Origin of the sequence: Methanofastidiosum sp., from assembly GCA_035362715.1 — an archaeon.
Taxonomy (GTDB): domain Archaea; phylum Methanobacteriota_B; class Thermococci; order Methanofastidiosales; family Methanofastidiosaceae; genus Methanofastidiosum.
In genome coordinates this window covers 1-17,036 of sequence record DAOSDU010000021.1, presented here as the reverse complement: position 1 = coordinate 17,036, position 17,036 = coordinate 1, and the positions used below count along the sequence as shown (strand labels likewise).

Here is a 17,036-nt window from a genome sequence, read left to right as displayed (position 1 = left end):
ATGTGATCATTGTAAAAGACTAGTGCTTAAAATAAATATGTCCCACAGCCGAAAATCTCCAAAAACTTTAATAGAGGCCCTCCTTAATTTTTTCTAATGAGCGTCCTTGACAATAAGTACAGAATCCTGTCATTGCTATCGAAAAATGAAGTATCTTCTGTATTTTTGGGCGAGTATATGCCTACGGGACGGTATGTAATCATTAAAATTCCCATTCCCGGCCAGGAAAAAATAGCGTTGGACAGGTTTGAAAAAGAATACAATGTACTGGTAAGGCTCGATCACCCCAACATAGTAAAGGCCATTGATTTCTCAAGCAGTTTTTCTTATTTAGTTTTGGAATATATAAATGGTGAAAATGCTCTGTTGGCCTATGGGAACAATTCCGCACCGCTCGATGAAAGGTATGCCGTCTTGCTCCAGCTACACGACGCCATAAAGTATCTCCACCGAAATAGCTTCATACATAGGGACGTTAAGCCGTCAAACGTGATTATAGAAAAGCATACTAAAAGGGCGGTGCTATCTGATTTTGAGACGGCGGTGGATGTTAAAGTTCAGGATAATACCAGGATCCATAGCGGGGACTTCTCCCCTTCAGAGCTACTTAGGGGGATTTCAGGATACTTTACTGATAGCTACGGCCTAGCAAAACTAGCCCTTTTTCTGTTGCTAGAAAAACTGCCAGATGAAAAAATCATGCTTTTTAACAGGCTAGAGCCATTTTTGAGGGAGGATTACAACAAGAGAAGCGTGTATCTAGATAGCCTGCTTTCTATACTGCCAAAGAAACCCTTGCTATACTTTTACCAAGATAATATTGTAAATAGAATATATTCTATAAACGGTGAAGTCAAGATTGGCAGGGGCAATGAGTCAGAGGTAAAAATCGAGGACATTAACTATTTTGTCGATGAAGTGCATGCCGTTATAAGAGAGGAAAATGGAGGATATGTGATCTATGATAACAAGAGCGTCAACGGTCTTTGGCTTTTTGATAAAGGGAATTTTACAAGGATAGCCCAACACATTTTAAGAAACAATGATATCCTGTCCTTGGGATGGAACAGTAGAAGCGGGCCCTACATAACCTTTAGATTTTTTGTTTAAAGGAAAATTAAAAATAAAAATATTATTAGATTTAAGGAACAACTGTTACTCTGCAGCTTGCATACTTTGCCACATCTTCTGCGACGTGACCCATTGCAAGATTCTTTAATCCTGTGAGCCCAGTTTTGCCTATGATTATGTGATTGCAGCACTTTTCGTCATCTGCGGTCTGAATTATAGTATCAACAACTCTTCCAAGCTTCATCATTTTCTTAACTTTAACTCCCTGTTTTTCTGCATACTTTGCCATTTCGTCAAGGACCTTTTGTCCTCTCTTGCATACAGGATCCTCCATCATGCAGCTAAGCTGCTCTTCAAAGAACGGAGAGTATCTCTTTATGTCATCTGTTCCTTTAATTTTATCTTCCCACCCTGGGAGGTACTTATCCATCGCTTCAAATGACAATTTCAATTTGTCTGCATCGATTACGTGGAGCAGCATGACGCATGCTCCTGTCTTACCTGCCACCCATGCGGCATATTCTATAGCTTTTTCTGAAGATCTTGATCCATCTACTGGAACTAGTATCCTTCTTATTAATTCAGCCATTTATATCACCATGTGAAATATATTATTCATATATATAAATTTATCTATTTTTAGAATAAATTCTAAAATATAAAAAAATTATATCGTGGGATAACAAAAAAATATTATTTTTTATAAATAAATGTCGATAGTTATAAAGACATTTGTTGTATTCTTTAGTAAATGTTATAAGAACTATTCCCTGATTGCCTCTATGGAAGAATGGGACATCTCAAAAGTAAAAGGCCTTTCAGAAGCTGAAGCAGAGAGAAGATTAAATGAAGAAGGCTATAATGAGCTCCCATCAAAAAAGAAGAAGAGTACATTTGCAATAGCAATCGGCGTTCTCAAAGAGCCGATGTTTCTTTTGCTAGTTGCTTGTGGCGTCATCTACCTTATCTTTGGAGACATCCAGGAAGCCTTGATGCTTCTGCTTTCTGTGTTTGTTATCATAGGGATAACTTTCTACCAGGAGAAGAAAACTGAGAGGGCCTTGGAAGCTTTAAGGGACCTGTCGAGCCCCAGAGCTTTTGTCGTAAGGGGCGGGGTACAGAAGCGTATTGCGGGAAGGGAAGTTGCCAGAGGCGACGTACTCATCCTCTCTGAAGGGGACAGAGTCCCTGCCGATGCAGTTTTAAGGTCATCCACAAACTTCTCCTGCGATGAGTCGCTTCTTACCGGAGAGTCTGTACCTGTACGAAAGATTAACTCCTTAACTTCATCTGAAATGGGAAAACCCGGAGGGGATGACCTCCCCTTTGTCTACTCTGGTAGCCTTGTCGTAAACGGCCAGGGGATAGCAGAGGTCCTTGGGACGGGCATAAACACTGAGCTGGGAAAGATTGGAAAGGCCCTCCAGATAGAAGAATCAGACCAGACAAGGCTTCAGAAGGAGACTAGGAAGCTTGTGAAGAACTTTTCGATAGCTGGATTATTTTTGTGTATTGCAATAATTTCTATTTACACCCTCACGAGGGGAGATCTATTGGGGGGATTTCTAGCAGGGCTAACATTTGCAATGTCCATTTTGCCAGAAGAGTTTCCTGTTGTGCTGACTGTATTTTTGGCCCTTGGCGCCTGGAGGATATCGCAGAACAGGGTCTTGACGAGGCAAATCCCTGCTGTTGAAACTCTTGGTTCTGCAACCGTTTTGTGCGTAGACAAAACTGGAACTCTCACTTTGAATAAGATGACTGTCGCAAGGATTTTTACTAAAGATAAGGAGCATGCAATTGACGGTAAAGCTGCTACCATCCCAAATGAGTTCCATGAGGTAATAGAGTACAGCATTTTGTCTAGCCAGAAGGAACCTTTTGACCCGATGGAGAAGGCGTTTAAGGAAGTAGGCGAAAAGTACCTGAAAAACTTCAATAACGACTCACCCCTGCTCCAGCAGTACCCCCTATCTGAAAAGCTTCTTGCCATGACCCACGTCTTTAAGCCTAGTGGCAGAAAAGACTACCTTGTGGCTGCCAAAGGGGCGCCTGAAGCCATAGTTGACCTATGCCACCTTGATAAGAAAGAAAAGGAGCGCATATTGGCCCAGGTAGCAGATATAGCAAACAATGGTTTGAGGGTATTGGGTGTTGCTAAATCAACTTTTAGTGGCAGTAAGTTACCAGAAGACCAGCATGATTTTGATTTCAAATTCTTAGGATTGATTGGCCTAATGGACCCTGTGAGGGATTCTGTGCCAAGCGCGGTAAAAGAAGCGTATGGTGCAGGAATCAGGGTTATAATGATCACAGGCGACTACCCAAACACCGCACAGAACATTGCAAGACAGATCGGCCTAAAAAATCCAGAGGAAAGGATAACTGGGGATGAGCTAGACAAGATTAGCGATGAAGAGCTAAAAGAGAGAATAAAAACAGTGAACATCTTCTCTAGGGTTGTCCCGGAACAGAAGCTTAGGATTGTAAATGCGCTTAAATCGAACGGCGAAGTAGTCGCAATGACAGGCGATGGTGTAAACGATGCCCCGGCGCTAAAGACCGCAAGCATTGGGATTGCCATGGGGGGAAGGGGCACGGATGTTGCAAGAGAGGCCTCAGACATTGTCCTACTAGATGATGACTTCTTATCGATAGTTCAGGTGGTAAGAGTTGGGAGAAGGATATATGACAATCTAAAGAAGGCGATGGCCTATATCCTTGCAGTCCACGTCCCAATTGCAGGGATGTCGCTTATCCCCGTTATACTCAAGACGCCACTCGTGTTGCTACCGATGCATATAGTCTTCTTGGAGCTTGTAATTGACCCTGCATGCTCCCTCGTCTTTGAAGCTGAGAAGGAAGAGGCCGATATTATGGAGAGGCCTCCAAGGACCTCTGAAGATTCACTCTTCAGCAGGAAAACAGCCACTATAAGCTTCTTCCAAGGATTAAGTGTTTTGGTGGTAGTCCTCGCAGTGTTTTTGATGTCATACTACGGCGGCGATGGTGAAACGCATTCCAGGGCCTTAACTTATACTACCCTCATATTTGCAAATCTTGGACTAATATTTATGAACAGGTCTTGGTCTAGAACTATCTTCAGGAGTTTAGAGCTTCCAAATAGAACACTCTGGTATGTCGCAGGAGGAGCTCTATTCTTTTTGGGAGTAATACTCTACCTTCCCTTCGGGCAGAATCTCTTCAAGTTCTCTCCTCTTAGTTTTACAGATATCCTCCTATGCCTGGGCGCAGGATTTCTAAGCATACTGTGGTTTGAAGTGTGGAAGATATTCCACCAAAGGCATCTGCATTAATTTTTACCTTTTGGATAACTTGGCTCTGAAATTAAGGGTAATTATTTTTGGTAATCGGTTTGGAAACTCCAATAGAAAACAAGGGGTATATAAAAAGGCCAATTTTGACCTAAAAACAACGTGGGCAAAACGTTAAATATGATACTTATTTATTTTTATCATTATAAGGTGTGATCTACTATGAAAAAGATATTTGCTTTATTATTCTCTTTGTTGTTTGTTGTTACTTCATTTAATTCAGTTAGTGGATTTTGTGACCCAGAAGAAAACGTTTGCTCATGGGCCTGTATTTTATGTCTAATGGATCCATGCACCCCCGGGATAGAATATTGTAATATTTACGCCCCTCCGGTAGTCCAGGCAGGCGATATTATCCAGGTAGAGATTAAAGGCCAGGGATGTGAAGTTTATAGCGAAGCTGATTTCTATTGTGGGCATGCTGAATTAATGGATGTTAAGGTCGACTTTGAGGAAGGTGATTCTGGCTGTATAGTGAAAGCTGTCTATACCTTTAGGGCTTTGAGCCCTGGAGTAGTCGGTGCAAAATTCCTTTGTAATGAAAATAAATTTGAAATAACTATAATACCAAAGGAATACCCCATGAATCAATTCTTTAAGATACTTGATAAAAACAAAAAATAATTCATTTTTCTTTTCAATTCTTTAAATTTAAAAGCAATCAATAAAAAAAACATGCCAACTAAGATATTAAATATTCCGTATATTCTCCAAAGCTCAAGTTGAAAGAGTCATTGAGAAGAGATTGAAAGAAATACAAATTTCCTCGGATTAATCATTAAAGTGGCCTTACAAGTTCTGATACAAGGCCCAGACTACTATCATCTCATAAACTCCCCGGTTTATATCTGGGCCTTTTATTCTACTCAAGATGTAATATATTTTTGACAAAAACCAAACCTTTATAAATAAAATGTAATATATTTTTTACATCTTGGAGGTATTTAAAATGGCAAGCAAAAAAGTTGTGACAAAAAAAGGTATGATTCTTAGAGTAGTTCTCATAGCAGTATTGATGATTTCAGGTATTCTCCTAAATCGCTACAACATAGGAACAAATGAGTTATTTGGGTATTCTACTGTTGGGAATTACCTTATTTACATAGGGTTTGTTATGATCCTTGTAACATTAATGATGTACTTCACAAAGCGGGAAAAGATAATTGATGAAAGGATAGAGATGTTAAGGTATAGGGCAGGGACTCTAACTTTTATGGTCTTTATCTTCGTTGCATTCGCCATAATAATCCTTGACGGGATTCAGCCAATCACGATGAGATACTCTATGTTCATAAGCTACGCCGTATGCGCTGTACTGGTCTTCTATGTAATCGCTTACAAAATCTTAGAGAGAAAGTATTAGAAATCTACTGGAGAAAATATGGAAACAAGAATAAGGGAGTACAGGAAGGAGCAGAAGATCACCCAAGAAGAGCTTGCAGCAATAGTAGAGGTCACAAGGCAGACTATTAACTCCTTGGAGCAGGGGAGGTACAACCCTTCCCTGGAACTTGCCTATAAAATCACAAAAGCGCTTGGTAAGGATAAGATAGAGGATGTTTTCATAATGGAGTGAAGCTATTATTAAGATCTATAAAAAATCTAAAAATTCTTCTTTCTCTATTTCTGCTTCTTTTAAAATTCTTCTTAGAAGACCTTTTCCTATCTCTTTATCATGTATAGGAACGATTACAATTTTTCCTTTTGTATTCTCTAATATTAAATGACTACCTTTTTGTCTTAATTGTTTAAATCCAAACTTCTCAAGAATCTTAATAATCTTTTCAGGTGCTAAAGGAACTAACTTTTTAGACATTTACTTCGACTCTCTGAATGCCCAAGAATTTAGTAGCCTCTTTTTGCTCTTCCTTAACTTCTAGGTAAAGTTCTATAGCTTCTTTAATTCTAATCAAAAGCTCGTCAATAGATTTAGCTTGAGTATGACATCCAGGAAGTAGTGGTACACTTCCAACGTAATAACCATCTTCGTCTATTTCAATTACTACATCATAAGTTTTTCCCATGATATCATCTTTTATTAATACCAACGGGTATATAAGATTAATGAATCGCATAATCAGATAGAAATTTTAACTTGTATATTGATCCAATGTCTTATCAATCCCGCTCTCGTCAACTATGTGCTCAATCTCTATATCCAAACTATTATCTAAAATTATTTTCTCTAAATCTTCCGATACAAATCTCCGATGACAATTATTATAGTCTTTCTCACTGCACATTAATGCTACTGTCTTCTGATTTCCCAATATCTCACCTAGAAGTTCATGCAAGGCATCATTATATCTCTCATTTTTTCGATAAGTATTAAATCCTTCAGGAGGCATTCCACCAAGCCTGTCTCCCTTGTATAAATATTCTATACAATTTTCTTTTAGTGACCTAGAAATGTTCTCCTTGTTATAGTCTGGAACGTATTTGCTGAATGGAAATGTCCTTATATCCACCAAAAGTTCGACATTGAATTTTTTCAGTATAGAAATAAAATCAGAAATCTTTCTGTTGCTGTGTCCTATTGTATATATTATCATGAATCTCAGTTTTTCTTGAATAGCTTTGGATGCTCTGTGTGGACCGGTATCAGCTCTTCTGGTTTTATTGTTTTTATCATGCCCCGTATCTCTGGGCCTGAAGCATGCCCAGAGGCGTGCGCAGAAACTTGAGTTATATTGAAATGATTTAGCCAGTTCTGTTTTCTCTGTTCATCAAGCTCCATGTCATCGTTAAATGGCTCACAATTTGATTTTATCCAGAGTGCACTCTTTGGCCGGATATCAATCAGCTGATTCATCGACCATAGATTCATAGAAAGGACAAAACTATCCTCGTTTTTATTTAAATCTTTGAATGTAATTGCGTTATCCCTGTCCAAGAAATCCCTCTCCCACTTGTCATAGTCCTGACAAACTTGCCCCCATTCAAGAGCCTCCTTTGTAATAAGCCCCCACTTCTTTCTTGGAACAAGAATCTTAACATCACTAATGCTAAAAGGGCTTAACTCGCCCATCAAATTGATTAGGTATGCAAGCTTTAAGCCAACTACAAAATCCCTCCCATTTTTTCTTGTTGCATCATATATGCTCTTTGCACGGTATAGATCTCTTATGGGGTGTTCTATTAGCACAAGGCCTTTGGCATCTGAGATTGCGGCAGATATATCTTTTTTAACTCCTTCCTCACTATCAATTCTGTCGTTATTGATTCTCGTTCCTTCAGAAATCATCCATCTTGGGCTAGAAGCTTTTGCCCTTGAGACAAACTCCTTGCTTTGCTCTTCCACATATCCGTGGAACCTTATATCCCCCGTATAGACCAAATTTCCCTCGTCTGAGTAAATTATGTAACCACATGCACCGGGGAGTGAATGATCAACTGGAAGCATCTCAACTTCAAGGGATCCTATCCTGTATTTTTCATATGGCTTCATTATATTATACTCTCTATCAAAAACAAACTCTTCCTTTTTTCTATCAACCCGGCTAAGGCCTCCGTTCCTATTCTCATAAAATGCAAATGACTCTAGGTAAGTAACAAGGTCAGAAAATCCCGATGCCCCGGTATTTTCGAGCGCCTCAAGGATTATCTTTGATTCCCTTGTGCAGAAGATCGGTATGTCCTTTCTCAAGAAATGTATGTACTGGGCGTGATCCGCATGCGCATGGCTTAGTAGCACCGCATCAACTTCCTTCTTTTCAGGTGGGAGTCCCATGTGCTTTAGGTAGTCCTCCCTGTAAATGCCCTTTAGCTCTGGGAGAAGTCCAAACTCAAAGAAGTCCGAAAGGCATCCGCACTTTCTAGGTTGCACGAACTCAGAAAAATACTTCCCGCTCTCGCCAAAGCTCATCCCAAAGTCTAAAAAGATTCTTGTCCCCTTGTGCTCTAGAAGGATTTTGTTTCCGCCAATCTCATTCTTTCCGCCAAGTATTTTAATATCCATGTAATACTATCAGGAAAGAATGTATATATTTTTATGCTTTTGAAGTTTTGCATATCTTTATAAATTTGGGGTACAATTAGGCTTCGATGCAAAACATAAAAAGATTGTTTGTAATATTGGTGCTGTTCGGCGTATTGGTGAGCCCCGGGTGTTTGGGTGGTACAAAATCAGCGGATGCATATTACAGCGCAGGAATGACACTTTTCAATCAGGGAAAGTACAATGAGGCCATAACAATGTTCGACTCTGCGATATCAGTAAATCCAGATTTCAAAGAAGCCTGGGTCTACAAAGGTGTCTCTCTTGATCAGCTCCAACGGTACAGCGAAGCAATAACATGCTATGACAAAGCCATTGCTCTGGACCCAAATGATACGCTCCCCTGGTACAACAAAGGTATTATATTTGGGGGCCAAGGCCAATATCTAGATGCAATCGCTTGCTTTGACAGAGTTATCGCAATTGATCCAAAGGATGCGGAAGCTTGGTATAATAAAGGAGTTGCTCTGGAGCTTCTTGGCAGAAATGCAGAAGCAAAGATATGCTACGATGAGGCGAAACGATTGAATCCTTCTCTAACATAATAATATTTTTATTATTTTCCATGTTTTACCTGATTTTTTACATATCCCTAAATATAGGTAAAGCAATAATCAAATTTAGAGAGATTTGATTAAATGGTCGAAAAGGAAAATCCCGTATGCAGCTATTGCAACTCTAAAAAAGTAATCCCAATCTTTTATGGATATCCTACATCCAAAGATTACCAGGAGTATGAAAAAGGAAACCTAAAGTTTGGCGAGAGCATAATCTTAGGGCCAAAACCTAACTGGCACTGTAAGAAATGCGGCAAAAGCTTCTAGACTCTCCGATTATTTTTGAATAAATTAATTTATAAATGGTCAAATTCTTATCAATATTAGTCGGAGGTAATCTATATGAAGGAAGAATCTGAATATATGCTGTTAAAGATTATGACGGAGATCTTAAAGGAAATGAAGGCCATTAACAAAAATCTTGAGACAATAAACGAAACTATTGAAGATGTTGGATTCATAGATTTCGAAGATGACGAAGAGTTAGAAGAGCCAGAAGATCTAGAAGAAAATTAATATTTCTTTTTTATTCAAGAAAATCTAATATAGCAGTTTAGGATAATCTGATACAATGGAATGGTACTATACAGTCCTTATTGCCATCCTAGTAATTTTATTAATAGCCCTTATTTTATTGTATATATTTAGAGAGAGGATCTTCAACTGGGCCATGGCGACAATCCTCGGGGTGTATATCGCCTCCCCACTTGACCTGCTCCCTGATTTTATACCCCTTGCCGGATGGGGCGATGACCTTGCAGCTTTTGTCCTTATGGTCGGATTTATTGTGCGGGGTGTAAAAATGATGTACAATAAAAAGAAGGATAAGGATACTCAAGTTAAACAGATTAAGGGAGAATAGCATGGAAGATAAAGACATGTTCTACAGGAGGGAACGGCTTGTACCGAGAGAACAGAAATTAGTCCCTAGAAAGCCTTCTGAAAGGCTATTCACTGACCCTTTGATTTTCTCTTGTCTTGTTATCCTGCTCATCATGATTATTATAGTCCTTGTCCTTCATTTTAGTTAAAATGTCTAAAACGAACTAATCTAGAAAAATTTTAAATAGTTGAACTCCATAATAACTATATCAATTAGCATTAGAACGGAGATACGATGAAAAACACCCCCATGCCCCAGGAAATAAAGGAAAATTATGAAGAGATCTTTAACCTGCTTGATGATCTAAAGATCAAAAAGGCCCAGACTAAGATAAACAAGCTGCTCAAGACAAATAAGAATGACCCATTTCTTCACTGGCTAAAGGGGTATGTGTTTCTCTACGCAGGTACTGATAATTTTGAGGATGCAATCAACTCCTTTAACAGGGCAATTGAGATTGACCCAGATAATGCATTTGCCTGGGAATTTAAGGCCATTGCTTTGAGGTCTATTGGGAGGTATGAAGAGGCTATTGAGTGCTATGATAAATCAATGGAACTTGACCCTCTTGACTATTCGGCTATTTACAACAAGGCCCTTCTTCTTGAAAGGCTTGGGAAGATTGAAGAAGCTCTTGACTTCTATTCTCTTGCAACTAAGATTGACCCATCAAATTTCTTGGCCTGGGACAGTATGGCAAATCTTTTGGAGTCACTTGAAAGATTCGATGAGGCCGAGGTATGTAGGGGCAAAATAGAAAAGGATTATTCTTCAAGGATTGTTGAAAAGGAACCTCTCACACCCGATGAATGGGTGCATAAGGGGGAGACCCTTGAAAAACTTGGGAAATACTTGTGGGCAAATCAATGCTATGATATGGCCTTAAAGATAGATCAAAATCACAAGGCGGCAAGTGACCTAAAATATATGCTTCTAGAAAAGCATAGACTTGATGTAGGGGTAAAGAAAGGCGTTCAAAGGGCAATTCCAACTGCACATAAGTTTGAAGTATAGTATTTTAATTATATGGACCTAAAGTTCTTATTGATTTCATTATATCTCAGATCAATATTTTCTTCCAGCTTGTTTAGCAGAATATATAATTCTTGAAGCTCTTGATCTGCCAATGCGCTAAAAAGTGAACTTATGAATGCAACATCCTCATCTGATTTTGACTCCCAATACTTTCTATTCTTCTCTGTTAATCTTAGTCTCAAAACTCTTCTATCCTTTTCATCCTTCTCAATTAAAATAAATCCCTTCTCTTGAAGCTTCAGGGCAATCTGCTTGATATTCTGGTGTGTTGTGCTTAGGACCTCTGCCACCTCACTCACCGAAGGAGGGTAGGTAAAATATTTTCCTGTGACTGCAATTAGCTGCCACTGCTTTGTTGTAAGGCCATCTTTTCTTAGCTCGTTGTCTCCAAGATATTCCAGTCTATTGCTTAAGAAAAATATCTTACCAAATATTTCGAATGTTTTAGATCTAATTGTTTTTTCCATTTTGAATTTCTCCTGGTCTAGATCTTACCTAAGACGTATTTAGCAATAACGTATGGGCCTATAGTTGTCCAGGCAAGAACAAGTGACCAAAGCCTTCCTTCAAAAAGATTATAGTCGTGCAATAGTTTTGCCCAGCTGTGGCCCATGACAAAATGCCCAAACAGGAACTCAAACGCAATTGTTGAAAATAGGAAAGCTATTCCGATGATTATTAGATTATGTCCTGTATAGGAGGCACTCGTAAATTTCAGCCATAAATACATGACTATGAAGAACATAGTTATTCCGGTAAAACAGCTTATCTGGTGCGCTGTTAGTTCACTTACCTTCGGTGCAATTAGAAATTGTCTTATTGAGCCGTTAAATATCGCCACGAAGACAAATAATACCCATATTCCGATCACTTGCAAGTATATTTTTTCCATGAATTTCCCTCCAATAGGTAACATATTACCTTTATTCATCTGTGATGTGAACTATTTATAAATCTTCCTATTAGGTAACATATTACCTAATTAATCAAAAACAATTTCAACTTGTAAACTAATAGTATTTTATGGACAGATCCCCTTTTGATAAGGCTAAATATGACCTATACCTTCTCCTGAATAGAGGCTATCCAAAACTCTATGCCCTGAGATTTGTAGGTGACCACTATGGCCTTAAAAATCAAGAAAGGTATACCCTATCAAGAACGGTTTTTCCTAAAGATTACATTCTAGAAACAAAAAGAAAGAAAACATCGCTAAAGGAGATTAAAGGTAAAGAGATTTTTGTTGATGGCTATAATGTCATAATAACAACTGAATCTGTTCTCATGGATAAGGCCTTTGTTTCGATGGATGGGGTTTTACGGGACACAAGGAATGTGTCAAAAAAGCACAGGATAACAAATGAGACTTTAGAATCAGTTGACCTCGTGCTTAATCTATTAAAAAAAAATCGGCCAGGCTATGCCCAATTCTATCTTGACAAGATGATAAGTAAAAGTGGAAAGCTTTCAGAGATTATAAGACAAGGGATAGAAGAAAGAGGGCTAAAAGGTGATTCAGAGACTATTCTAAGCGTCGATCATGTCTTGAAAAATAAGGATGGGATAATAGCTACAAATGACTCGGCCATAATAATTGAAGTAAAAAAATTTATTGACCTGCCATCAAAGATTAAAGTTTCCAGGGAAATTTGACGCATCCCTTAAACTCTTCAAGTGAGTAATCACCCTTTCCAACTAAAACAAGTGACTTTATCTCAGAGGCGCCTTTCTTTAAGAGGATGCCTTTTGCAAATTCGATTGTCTCTCCACTTCTTGATAGGTCGTCTACAAGCAGTATTCTCTTACCTCTAAAATCGTAATCAAAAGGCCGCATGAGCTTTGGCTTTTCGTAGACCCTTTCCGGCGGCATGCCTTCGCCATAAAGATTTAACCACATCAAGAAAAGCTCTTTCTCATAAATAAATGATAAAATTGAAGAGGGGATTATCCCGCCCCTTGCTATTCCCACGATGATATCAAAATTAAATGGGATTTTTATTTCCTTTAAAGAATAGAAAATACTATGGAAAGTAAATTCTTCCACAGTTTATGCAGCCTCTTTTACTTTTGGCTTGTCAACGAGCTTTATCTTTGTGACTTCTACTCTCTTTAGTGGGTAGATCTTCCTAGCCTTTTTATAAATCTCACTTGACATCTTGCCGCTTGTGACTTCATCCAAGAACTGTGCAAAGTCGTTGTTTGTGCTAATTGATGTGAGCTCCTGGTTGATTATATCCCTTATAGCCTTCTTCTGGGATGTAAGTATCCTTGTGGTAAGTATTGCTGAAGTGGATGCCCTTAGGTTGTATCCGTCCTTTGTCTTTATGTTGAAAATTGAGTCAACTTTTGAATTTCTTCTTCTTATCTGACTTCTAAGGTATGATCTTGAAAGTTCCTGTCTAAAGAATTCGGTATAGGCGTTTTCGCCTGTGACCTCTTTTACTCTAAAGATTAGCTTTATGTGACTCTTCTTCATGTCACCTGTAAGCTCCTTCATATTTGTCTCAATCTTTCTACCTAAAACCTTCTCAGGTTTGTCGGATATCGTCTCACCAATCTCCTTCTTCTCAAACATATCTGGAGCGTAAATAGTATACCATGCTTTTGCTTTCCATGGGTCTTTTCCTGCTACTCTTTTTCTAGCCAATAAAATTCCTCCTATAATACTAATGTTTTCCTTATTGCCTCAACACATGCGATAATATCATCTACAGTATTTTTAAGAGTCCCTATAGATTCAGACTCAGATTCTACTTCTAAGGTCTCTTTATATATTCTAGTAGAGATGGAAGTTCCTTTAAAAGGTTTGTTATCAACGTAAATTCCGTTGTAATAAGCCTCGGCTGTTTTTTCACTGTTGAAAAAAAAGGAAAGTTTTACTTTAATTTTATACACCTGCACTTTCCATTTCGCCGCCCTGCTCCTTAAAGGAAAGTACCTTTAAGTTTACAGGTTTCTTTGTTATGTTTCCAGTTTTTACACCAACAAGGAATTTGACGCCTTTCTCGCCTGCAATGTCGACAAGTCTCTGTGTTACAACGCCGTCAAATACTACAGCTTCATAGTCCTCGGTGTATCTCATTGCGTCAACTAAATCTCTTACAGAAACTTTATGTTTTACCTTGCCGTCTGCATCTAAAAGGTATGCATCAAGTGTTCCGGGTAATTTTTCAATTATCTCGCCAAATCGGTCCAGATCAGAATATGGCTTTTTTGGTTGTACCGGCTCTACTGGCTTTTGTGGCTCGTGGTGGTGGTTCTTTTGATGTGGCTCTCTTTCTTCAGATTTTACTTGTGGTTTATGATTCTCTGATCTTGGTTTATCTAGATTCTCAACAATCCACTGCTCTGCGGGTATCTTGTTTCTTAAGGCTTTAATTATTTCTTTTTTTGTAAGGTCCTCTACTTCCTTTCCCATTGGGGCCCTTGCAATATAGTCTATCTCTGCTATCTGGAAAAGCTCCCTTAGAATTAGCTCGCCCCCCCTATCTCCATCAACAAATGCGGTAACTGTCTTTTCATGAGAGATTACACCTATTGTCTTTGATACACTTGTTCCTTCAACGGCTATGGTATTCTTAATTCCATACTTCAATAAATTTAAAACATCCGCCCTTCCCTCGACGACGATGATTGCATCGCTTTCGTCAACGTTAGGTCCTGCCGGGAGTTGGTCTTCTCCAAAGGATTTAATCTCCCCCATCCGAACAGATTCTTTTACCTCATCTGTAAGCTCAGAGCTTTCTGGGGTTATCTCATCAACCATTGTTGTAAGTATTATTTTGGCCCTGTCGATTACGTAATTCCTCTTTGATTTTCTAACGTCTTCTATTGTTGTTACATCTATCCTAGCGTTACACGGTCCGACCCTATCGATTGTCTCAAGGGATGCGGCAAGTATAGCTGTCTCAACCTTATCAAGGCTTGACGGGACTATGATTTCCCCAGTGCTTTTCCCATTTTTTGAGTTAATGTTGACCCTGATCCTTCCTATCCTTCCAGTCTTCTGTAACTCCCTTAAATCTAGATCATCACTTAACAGGCCTTCGGTCTGGCCGAATATAGCCCCTACGACATCAGGTCTTTCAACGATACCGCTAGCTGTAATTTGTGCTTTGATGATGTATTTAGTTGTACCAACTTCCTCTTTTATATCCTTAAAATAATCCTCACTTTTCTTCGATACAATATCCTCAATAAAATCTTTATCGCTCATAATAAAATTCCCTCCCTCAAAAGAATTATAGAATACCAAGAGCTTTGTTTGTCATATCAATTGACTCGTCTCTCTTCTTAAGATCAAACATTGCTCTTATGGCATCTACATTTTCTGGGACTATGTCTGACTCTTGATGAACGGCTTGGATGTAGTAAAGCATTCCATCCTTTACATTGATTGAATCTTTCCAGACGTTGATTTCATACATGTCCCCTCTATTTCTACCCAGATTTTTTGCAAATTCCATTATATCTGCGGTAGAATCTATTCCATCTTCTTTGCTTACTAGAATAACTCTCGATCTGTTATTGAATAAGTCTATTACTTCCTCCCTCTTCACATCCTTCTTTAAATCTACCATTATTGTGTGAAGGTGCATCAGTGTTGTTGGCACCTTTACAGCTATGGTTTCAATATCTATCGGGAGAACAGTCTTTAAATCAGGGCCGTGATGAGACGGTACCTTTACCTCGGGCACAATGGCATTTATTGGGCCTCGTTTATTGTCTCCTGGGTCAGCTGCCCTTCTTATCATTACAGCCTTTACCTTCTTTATGGCATTGGCCTCATTCAGGCAGCTTAATGTCCTTGCAAGTCCAGTTGTGTTGCAAGAGACAACTCTTATGTATTTTTGGCCGATATTTTTATCAAAATTAGCGTGAGCATTGAAGGATGTACCAATAGAAGCGTCTTCTCCTCCCTGAAAAATGGCGTTTAGCCCAAGTGACTTATAGAGCTCCATATTCTTAGCCCCCTGTTTTCCTGGGGCGCCGTCTATGACTACGTCTACAGAGTCTTTGATATCCTTTAAGTAACCGTTTGTTTTCATCCCCCTCTTTTTGAAGGCATCGACATCGGCACCCTCAACACAATAAAGGTCAAAGCCCTTCTTTATTGCCTGTTCTGCATCAAAATCGGGCGTTCTCTTCGAGACGCCTATAATCTTCATATCTTTCTGGAGGGCGACTGCATCTGCTACCCTCTTCCCAACTGTACCGTATCCGTTTATGAATACATTGATCATGAAATTCACCTTTGTTAGAAGTTATTGATAAGTAAATTAATTTCACCTTAAAGATATTTGAAATTGGACGTTTATAAGCGTTTGCTATATATTTTTTGTGTAAAATCAGCCTTGCGTTGATACTAACTTTTATATAAAGTTAGTTACAAGCACAATTCATGAAAAGTATAATGGTCTATGGCACCGTCCAGGCGGTGGGATTTAGGCCATTTGTTTACAGGATTGCCGTTGAAAACAAGGTCAGTGGCTATGTGAGAAACAGAGGGGAATATGTAGAGATTGTTATTGATGGGGCCCCTCATGATGTGGATAATTTTATAGAAGATCTCAATCAAAAAAAACCGCCTTTGGCTAAGATTGATATGCTTGACATATCCCTCAAATCTTCTGATGAAAATTTCAAACAAGGCGTCTTTTACATCAAAGAAAGTAAAAGTGGGAGCTCTGGGTCCGCTTCAATAATACCCCCCGATATATGCGTCTGCGAGGACTGCCAGAGGGAGATGTTTGAAAAAACTGACAGACGATTTCTTTATCCATTTACTAACTGCACAAACTGCGGCCCGAGGTTTACCATAATCAAAAAGACCCCATACGACAGAGAAATGACGACGATGGGCCATTTTAAACTATGCCCAGATTGTCTTAAAGAGTACAAAGATGTCCTAGATAGAAGGTATCATGCGGAGCCTGTGGCATGCCCCATATGCGGACCTCATTATTCGCTTTTTGATAGGTCTAGGAAAAAACTAGAAAATCCCATTGAAACTGCAGCAAAGTTATTCGAAGATGGCAAAATCATCGCAATAAAAGGTCTTGGTGGATATCACATCGGGTGCGATGCTTCAAATGAAGATGCCGTGGCAGAGCTTAGGAGGAGACTTGGGAGACCTTACCAGCCTTTTGCAATTCTCG

The 17,036-nt window shown here is 39.0% G+C and carries 25 protein-coding genes; 13 read left to right on the top strand and 12 right to left on the bottom strand.

From position 1 onward, the window contains the following. Positions 1–96: 96 nt before the first annotated feature. Positions 97–1,110, top strand: a complete 1,014-nt coding sequence (locus PLI06_09720) for a protein kinase (protein ID HOI77871.1) — start codon at positions 97–99, stop codon at positions 1,108–1,110. A gap of 31 nt (positions 1,111–1,141) precedes the next feature. Here PLI06_09720 and PLI06_09715 read toward each other — a convergent pair whose 3' ends face one another. Further along, entirely contained in the window at positions 1,142–1,660 is a 519-nt protein-coding gene (locus PLI06_09715) for a universal stress protein (GenBank protein ID HOI77870.1), read from the bottom strand. A 121-nt stretch (positions 1,661–1,781) separates the two neighbouring features. Here PLI06_09715 and PLI06_09710 point away from each other — a divergent pair, with 121 nt between their 5' ends. The 4 genes from PLI06_09710 (at position 1,782) to PLI06_09695 (ending at position 5,982) form a co-directional block, all read left to right on the top strand. Then, entirely contained in the window at positions 1,782–4,388 is a 2,607-nt protein-coding gene (locus PLI06_09710) for a cation-translocating P-type ATPase (protein HOI77869.1), read from the top strand. Positions 4,389–4,568: 180 nt separating this feature from the next. Next, positions 4,569–5,030: a hypothetical protein gene (locus PLI06_09705; protein ID HOI77868.1), complete on the top strand. Its 462-nt coding sequence runs from the start codon at positions 4,569–4,571 to the stop codon at positions 5,028–5,030. Between the two features lie 325 nt (positions 5,031–5,355). Further along, positions 5,356–5,769 (top strand): hypothetical protein, encoded by a 414-nt coding sequence (locus tag PLI06_09700; protein ID HOI77867.1) that lies wholly within the window; start codon positions 5,356–5,358, stop codon positions 5,767–5,769. An 18-nt stretch (positions 5,770–5,787) separates the two neighbouring features. Beyond that, entirely contained in the window at positions 5,788–5,982 is a 195-nt protein-coding gene (locus PLI06_09695; GenBank protein ID HOI77866.1) for a helix-turn-helix transcriptional regulator, read from the top strand. 15 nt (positions 5,983–5,997) lie between these two features. Here PLI06_09695 and PLI06_09690 read toward each other — a convergent pair whose 3' ends face one another. From PLI06_09690 to PLI06_09675, 4 genes are all read right to left on the bottom strand, one after another. Continuing rightward, positions 5,998–6,222, bottom strand: coding sequence for a type II toxin-antitoxin system HicA family toxin (locus tag PLI06_09690; protein HOI77865.1), 225 nt, complete (start codon positions 6,220–6,222; stop codon positions 5,998–6,000). Further along, on the bottom strand, positions 6,215–6,430 hold the full coding sequence (locus PLI06_09685; GenBank protein ID HOI77864.1) for a type II toxin-antitoxin system HicB family antitoxin: 216 nt from the start codon (positions 6,428–6,430) through the stop codon (positions 6,215–6,217). The genes PLI06_09690 and PLI06_09685 overlap by 8 nt, the downstream gene beginning before the upstream one ends. Positions 6,431–6,496: 66 nt before the next feature. Next, the gene (locus PLI06_09680) at positions 6,497–6,958 is read right to left on the bottom strand and encodes a DUF488 domain-containing protein (protein HOI77863.1); all 462 of its coding nucleotides are present in this window, start codon (positions 6,956–6,958) and stop codon (positions 6,497–6,499) included. Positions 6,959–6,963: 5 nt separating this feature from the next. Continuing rightward, entirely contained in the window at positions 6,964–8,364 is a 1,401-nt protein-coding gene (locus PLI06_09675) for an MBL fold metallo-hydrolase (protein ID HOI77862.1), read from the bottom strand. A gap of 86 nt (positions 8,365–8,450) precedes the next feature. Here PLI06_09675 and PLI06_09670 point away from each other — a divergent pair, with 86 nt between their 5' ends. From PLI06_09670 to PLI06_09645, 6 genes are all read left to right on the top strand, one after another. After that, a complete protein-coding gene (locus tag PLI06_09670) occupies positions 8,451–8,948 on the top strand; it encodes a tetratricopeptide repeat protein (protein HOI77861.1) in 498 nt (165 codons plus the stop codon). A gap of 93 nt (positions 8,949–9,041) precedes the next feature. After that, positions 9,042–9,227, top strand: coding sequence for a hypothetical protein (locus PLI06_09665; protein HOI77860.1), 186 nt, complete (start codon positions 9,042–9,044; stop codon positions 9,225–9,227). Positions 9,228–9,302: 75 nt separating this feature from the next. Then, positions 9,303–9,476 carry a hypothetical protein gene (locus PLI06_09660; GenBank protein HOI77859.1) on the top strand — a complete coding sequence of 58 codons (174 nt, stop codon included), beginning with the start codon at positions 9,303–9,305 and terminating at the stop codon, positions 9,474–9,476. 55 nt (positions 9,477–9,531) lie between these two features. After that, positions 9,532–9,822, top strand: a complete 291-nt coding sequence (locus PLI06_09655; protein HOI77858.1) for a YkvA family protein — start codon at positions 9,532–9,534, stop codon at positions 9,820–9,822. Between the two features lies 1 nt (position 9,823). Beyond that, complete coding sequence (locus PLI06_09650; GenBank protein ID HOI77857.1) at positions 9,824–9,991, top strand: hypothetical protein; 168 nt, start codon at positions 9,824–9,826, stop codon at positions 9,989–9,991. Between the two features lie 86 nt (positions 9,992–10,077). Beyond that, positions 10,078–10,857, top strand: a complete 780-nt coding sequence (locus PLI06_09645) for a tetratricopeptide repeat protein (GenBank protein HOI77856.1) — start codon at positions 10,078–10,080, stop codon at positions 10,855–10,857. A gap of 8 nt (positions 10,858–10,865) precedes the next feature. Here the strand turns inward: PLI06_09645 and PLI06_09640 are convergent, their stop codons facing one another. Both PLI06_09640 and PLI06_09635 read right to left on the bottom strand, forming a co-directional pair. After that, positions 10,866–11,345 carry a MarR family transcriptional regulator gene (locus tag PLI06_09640; protein HOI77855.1) on the bottom strand — a complete coding sequence of 160 codons (480 nt, stop codon included), beginning with the start codon at positions 11,343–11,345 and terminating at the stop codon, positions 10,866–10,868. Between the two features lie 17 nt (positions 11,346–11,362). Continuing rightward, positions 11,363–11,794 carry a hypothetical protein gene (locus tag PLI06_09635; protein ID HOI77854.1) on the bottom strand — a complete coding sequence of 144 codons (432 nt, stop codon included), beginning with the start codon at positions 11,792–11,794 and terminating at the stop codon, positions 11,363–11,365. Positions 11,795–11,901: 107 nt separating this feature from the next. Between PLI06_09635 and PLI06_09630 the strand changes: the two genes are divergently transcribed. Next, on the top strand, positions 11,902–12,531 hold the full coding sequence (locus PLI06_09630; protein HOI77853.1) for a DUF434 domain-containing protein: 630 nt from the start codon (positions 11,902–11,904) through the stop codon (positions 12,529–12,531). On the opposite strand, the gene PLI06_09625 is transcribed toward PLI06_09630, so the two are convergent. From PLI06_09625 to PLI06_09605, 5 genes are read right to left on the bottom strand one after another with little or no spacing between them, the layout of a single operon-like run. Beyond that, complete coding sequence (locus tag PLI06_09625; protein ID HOI77852.1) at positions 12,509–12,922, bottom strand: phosphoribosyltransferase family protein; 414 nt, start codon at positions 12,920–12,922, stop codon at positions 12,509–12,511. The two genes, PLI06_09630 and PLI06_09625, sit on opposite strands and share 23 nt — an antisense overlap. Before the next feature lie 3 nt (positions 12,923–12,925). Then, positions 12,926–13,531 (bottom strand): 30S ribosomal protein S3ae, encoded by a 606-nt coding sequence (locus tag PLI06_09620; protein HOI77851.1) that lies wholly within the window; start codon positions 13,529–13,531, stop codon positions 12,926–12,928. A 5-nt stretch (positions 13,532–13,536) separates the two neighbouring features. Next, positions 13,537–13,779, bottom strand: coding sequence for a KEOPS complex subunit Pcc1 (locus PLI06_09615; protein ID HOI77850.1), 243 nt, complete (start codon positions 13,777–13,779; stop codon positions 13,537–13,539). Beyond that, positions 13,766–15,094 carry a DNA primase DnaG gene (gene dnaG, locus PLI06_09610; GenBank protein HOI77849.1) on the bottom strand — a complete coding sequence of 443 codons (1,329 nt, stop codon included), beginning with the start codon at positions 15,092–15,094 and terminating at the stop codon, positions 13,766–13,768. The genes PLI06_09615 and dnaG overlap by 14 nt, the downstream gene beginning before the upstream one ends. A gap of 25 nt (positions 15,095–15,119) precedes the next feature. Beyond that, positions 15,120–16,121 (bottom strand): type II glyceraldehyde-3-phosphate dehydrogenase, encoded by a 1,002-nt coding sequence (locus PLI06_09605; protein HOI77848.1) that lies wholly within the window; start codon positions 16,119–16,121, stop codon positions 15,120–15,122. 158 nt (positions 16,122–16,279) lie between these two features. On the opposite strand from PLI06_09605, the gene PLI06_09600 reads away from it, so the two are divergent. Beyond that, positions 16,280–17,036: acylphosphatase (locus PLI06_09600; protein ID HOI77847.1), on the top strand; the 757-nt coding region annotated here is incomplete at its 3' end.